The sequence below is a fragment of the Pseudoalteromonas sp. MMG007 genome, from assembly GCF_018100985.1.
In the GTDB taxonomy this organism is placed as follows: Bacteria; Pseudomonadota; Gammaproteobacteria; order Enterobacterales; family Alteromonadaceae; genus Pseudoalteromonas.
This window is the reverse complement of the sequence record NZ_JAGJEI010000029.1, coordinates 1-3,863: the sequence shown is the minus strand read 5'-3', so window position 1 is coordinate 3,863 and position 3,863 is coordinate 1. Positions and strand designations below refer to the sequence as shown.

Genomic DNA, 3,863 nt, shown 5'->3' with positions numbered 1-3,863 from the left:
TTAGAAAAAGGTCACTTAGGTGGCCTTTTTTAATGTCTGAAGAAAAGTGATTAATTTCAGCTATCAGTTATTAGTAAAATGATCTGACCCCGATAATTACTCTACCTATAGTGCGCTTAAATAAACTAATTAACTTCTATTAAAAAAAGCTCACAAAGCTATCCCCTAGATATGTGTATTTGATAAGGTAAAGTGTCACTTATTAAAGGAGTCCTTATGCTAAATAAACGAATATTTACCGCAAAAGAAGTTAGGGATAATGAGGCTCTCGCTGCCAAAAATAGTCATTGTGAGTTATTTACTCTCATGCAGCGCGCAGGGGAGGCTGTGTTCAGCGCTTGGAAAGAGTTTAATGCTGAGCATACATTGGTGATTGTGGGACAAGGTAATAACGCTGGAGATGGTTATATTACCGCGAGCCTAATTAAGCAATCGGGTAAGCTGGTGACTTTGTGTGCCGTCAACCCTGAACAAGCACTAACAGGAGATGCCGCTAAAGCATATAAATTGTGGCGTGATGAAGGCGGTGAAATTAATGCATATTCAAGTGAATTATTAAACCGTAGCGATTTAATTATAGATGCAATGTTAGGTACTGGGATCAAAAGCTCAGTACGCGATAATTTTGCTAAAATTATTAATCAAATTAACGCCTGTAATAAACCTGTATTGAGTATAGACGTCCCCTCAGGCATCAGCGCTGATTCTGGCCAACCTTTAGGTATTGCTATACAAGCAAGTAAAACAATAACTTTTGTTGGTATTAAGCAGGGGCTGACAACGGCTACCGGTAAACAACATTGCGGGCAGCTAATATTTGACGATCTAAATATTGGACCTGCATTTTTTGAGCTCGCTACTTCAAGCGGTACACTTATAAATATTAATAGTTTTAAAAAGCTTGGTGCGCGTAGCCTAAATAGTCATAAAGGTACTCATGGCAAACTACTCTGTGTTGGCGGAAATGAAGGGACTGCCGGTGCAATTAGGTTAACCAGCGAAGCTGCACTTAGAGCCGGTGCTGGTATGGTAAGAGTATATACACATTCAAGCTCTATAGCGCCTGTAAGCATTGGCAGGCCAGAATTAATGGTAGGCAGTGCAAATTTACAACAAGCGCTTGAATGGGCTAGCAGTGTGGTAATTGGCCCTGGGCTTGGGCAAGATGAGTGGGCACAACAAACGTTCGATGAAGTAATGCAATATTGCCAAAACAATAACACCCCATTAGTTATAGACGCAGATGCTCTTAATTTACTCGCTAAGCAAGCTTCATCATATATGTTAAAGCAGTGTGTATTGACTCCGCACCCAGGCGAAGCGTCGCGATTGCTAAGTGTTAGTACCAGCAATATAGAATCGGACCGCTTTAACTACGCCCGCCTCTGCGCAAAGCGTTATAACGCGACTTGCGTATTAAAAGGTGCAGGAACTCTAATTGATAATGCAAGCCATACATGGGTTTGTGAAAATGGTAACGCAGCACTTGCTGTGGGTGGAAGTGGTGATGTACTCACCGGTATTATAGGTGGATTGTTTGCACAAGGCCTTGATATGGACGAAGCAGCCCGGTATGGCGTAACATTGCATGCTAAAGCAGGTGAAATTGCGTCTGAATGTGAAGGGCAGCGAGGTATGCTCCCCTCAGATTTATTTAAAATAGTTAGATCGTTAATAAATTAAACTTTTTATTTTGGTTCAATTAAATCCCATTTATTACCGTATAAATCTTCAAAAACAGCAACTGTCCCGTAGGGTTCATTACGGGGTTGTTCATTAAAGACGACCCCGTTTGCTAACATGCTTTCATGATCGCGCCAAAAATCGTTAGTATGTAAAAACAGCCAAACCCGACCTCCCGCCTGATTTCCAACAGCACTCAGTTGCTCCGGCTCAGTGGCTTGAGCAAGTAATATATGTGTACCGTTTGATAGCGGTGGTGTAATTAAGACCCAACGTTTTCCTTCGCCTAAATCAGTGTCTTCAACTAATTCAAAGCTTAATTTCTTCGTGTAGAATTCAATCGCTTCATCATAATCTTTTACGACTAAGGCAATACTCCCAATGTGTTGTTTTATACCTGACATAAACTACTCCCTGACTGTGTTGCTGCGTATTTTTACATACCAGTGTGTGTTTTGTGTAAGGTTGTATACTTTTGTAGATTATACCTCTTCATCCGGCGGGTCGCCTGAGTCTCCCTTACGTTTACGCTGCTCTTGTTTAGCTTTTTGAACATTTTCGTAGGTAGGTGGCGGAATAGGCATCAGTGAAATAAGCGGAAAGAATGCTAAAAATAAATAAGCCCCCTTAGACATACTTTTACCCCAAGTGACCATTTTGAGCATAGAGCAAACTAAGAATGAAAATAATCCAGTCACAAGAGCAACAGAAATAAAGAAGGTGAATATTGTGTTATTACTTAATAAATCCATTTAATATAAATCTTAGTTATACGTAACTTAGTTATGGGTGTAAATTAAACAATATCAATAATACCTGTAAAAATAAGAAATTCTTAGAATCGACGTAAAAGAATAACTGCAAACATACATAATCAAACACTTACGAGTTTTGTAATAACCTTTCATGTATGCCCTAATTTGCGCCTCAGCATGTAAGGCAAAGCTCAGACCTTAACTTTTAGTGATTTATTGTCATCTTGTTAATTGTAACTTTTTTGTAAAAAAAGCTTGTTTTTCGTTCCTTTTCAAGGTATTTTCCCGCCTCGTTTAATTACTTGCACTTACTTTTTACGTTGTTACCTAATCAAAAAGACTACCTATTGATTATCTGCACACAATTCAAACAAATTAATGAGAAATAAATAATGATTCGAAAATTTAAATTATTACCGCTAGCATGTATTTTATTAACAGGTTCGATACAAGCGAATGCAGTAACTATTAAAAACGCAGGTTTTGAAAATGGGTTAACGTATTGGTCAATAGTTGAACCAGGAAGGGCTTCTATAATTAGTAACTCTGGTACACAATCGTTACAGTTGCTAGGTGCCCCAGCAAGAGTACACCAATGGATTGATGTAGAAAAAAACACTGATTATATCTTAACAGGTTATGTTAATGGTTCAGGAAAGATTGGTGTAAATAATGGTTACGACGTAGTAAAAAAAGTAGCTTTCGAGTTTAACTCGTGGAGTAAAGTGACTGTACCATTCAACTCTAAAACAAAATCAAGAATTCAAGTTTATACAAAGTTTAATGATACGCTTCAACATGGTTATTTTGATGATATTCAAGTTGTAAAAGCTGATGCAGAGCCAGAGCCAGAGCTCCCTATAGAGCCTACAAACCCTGTGCCAGAACAGTGTTTAGTAACTAAACTTGAAGTAACGGCGAGTGATGATGGCTCTTATGATAGTAACTATTCGCCTGAAAGAGCAATTGATGGCTTTTTAACTAGTTCATCTCGTTGGTCTTCAAAAGGCATTGGTAAGTGGATCCAGCTTGATTTAGGTGGCGAAGCAAAAATCGATAATATAAAAACGGCTTGGTTTTCTGGTGATAAACGCACAGCCTATTTTAATATTGAAACGTCATTAGATGGCGTGAACTGGACTTCAGCAGTACTTGATGCTGAATCACAAGGTGATAGCCTTTTAAATAGTGATGATTTGAATGATGCTTTAGCTCGCTTTGTTCGTATTATCGGCCGCGGCAATAGTTCTTCAGAAGACAATGCTTGGAATAGCTTGCTAGATGTGGAAGTACATGGTTGCCTCGAATTAAAAGAGAGCCCAATTGAAGTGCCTGTAGAGCCTACACCAGTAGAGCCTGCACCAGTAGAGCCTGTACCAGTAGAGCCTGCTCCAGTAGAGCCTGCTCCAGTAGAGCCTGCTCCAG

General features: G+C 39.2%; 4 protein-coding genes. 2 read left to right on the top strand and 2 right to left on the bottom strand.

Annotation, left to right across the window (positions count from 1 at the left end):
* Positions 1–216: 216 nt before the first annotated feature.
* Positions 217–1,683 (top strand): NAD(P)H-hydrate dehydratase, encoded by a 1,467-nt coding sequence (locus J8L71_RS18245; RefSeq protein ID WP_211001785.1) that lies wholly within the window; start codon positions 217–219, stop codon positions 1,681–1,683.
* 5 nt (positions 1,684–1,688) lie between these two features.
* Here the strand turns inward: J8L71_RS18245 and J8L71_RS18240 are convergent, their stop codons facing one another.
* Together J8L71_RS18240 and J8L71_RS18235 are read right to left on the bottom strand one after the other, a co-directional pair.
* Entirely contained in the window at positions 1,689–2,087 is a 399-nt protein-coding gene (locus J8L71_RS18240) for a VOC family protein (protein WP_211001784.1), read from the bottom strand.
* A 78-nt stretch (positions 2,088–2,165) separates the two neighbouring features.
* Positions 2,166–2,318: a hypothetical protein gene (locus J8L71_RS18235; protein WP_211001783.1), complete on the bottom strand. Its 153-nt coding sequence runs from the start codon at positions 2,316–2,318 to the stop codon at positions 2,166–2,168.
* A gap of 512 nt (positions 2,319–2,830) precedes the next feature.
* On the opposite strand from J8L71_RS18235, the gene J8L71_RS18230 reads away from it, so the two are divergent.
* A partial coding sequence (locus tag J8L71_RS18230) for a discoidin domain-containing protein (RefSeq protein WP_211001782.1) occupies positions 2,831–3,863 on the top strand: 1,033 nt, incomplete at its 3' end.